The sequence below is a fragment of the Sphaerochaeta sp. UBA5836 genome, from assembly GCF_002432845.1.
Lineage (GTDB): Bacteria > Spirochaetota > Spirochaetia > Sphaerochaetales > Sphaerochaetaceae > Sphaerochaeta.
In genome coordinates this window covers 4,237-4,680 of sequence record NZ_DJGW01000065.1, presented here as the reverse complement: position 1 = coordinate 4,680, position 444 = coordinate 4,237, and the positions used below count along the sequence as shown (strand labels likewise).

The window sequence follows — 444 nt, the reverse complement described above, 5'->3', positions numbered from 1 at the left end:
GACTCCCAGCTTGGCGAGGTTGTAAGCACCCTCAAGCAGCTAGCATTCATCGGTTGCGACGGCATCATCGTCCAGGATTTGGGACTGGTGGAGATCATACGGACTCAATTTCCTTCCTTGGCCCTCCATGCCAGCACCCAGCTGGCCGTCCATACCATCGAGGGAGTGCGTGAATTGGTACGCCTGGGTTTTGAGAGGGTGGTCCTCGCCCGTGAACTCACCTTCGAAGAAATCAAGAATATCCGGCAAGCCTGCCCCGATGTACAGCTTAAGGTGTTCATCCACGGCGCCCTGTGCTACAGCTTCTCCGGCCTTTGCATGGCCAGTGAACAGCTGTGCGGGCGCAGTGCAAACTGCGGTGCCTGCGCCCAGATCTGCCGAAACTATTTCTCTGTCTCCCCCGACCCCGAGGTCGGCAGCGCACTCAGCCCGATTCCCAAGACG

Annotated in this window: 1 protein-coding gene (only partly in view); it reads left to right on the top strand. The window is 58.6% G+C overall.

Translation table 11 applies throughout. The annotated features are described in order from the left end of the window. Positions 1-48 precede the first annotated feature (48 nt). Positions 49-444: the 5' portion of a peptidase U32 family protein gene (locus B3F49_RS05155; RefSeq protein WP_422663646.1), read on the top strand. It continues 30 nt past the right edge of the window; the window shows 396 of its 426 coding nt (coding positions 1-396); the start codon lies at positions 49-51; its stop codon lies off the right edge, out of view.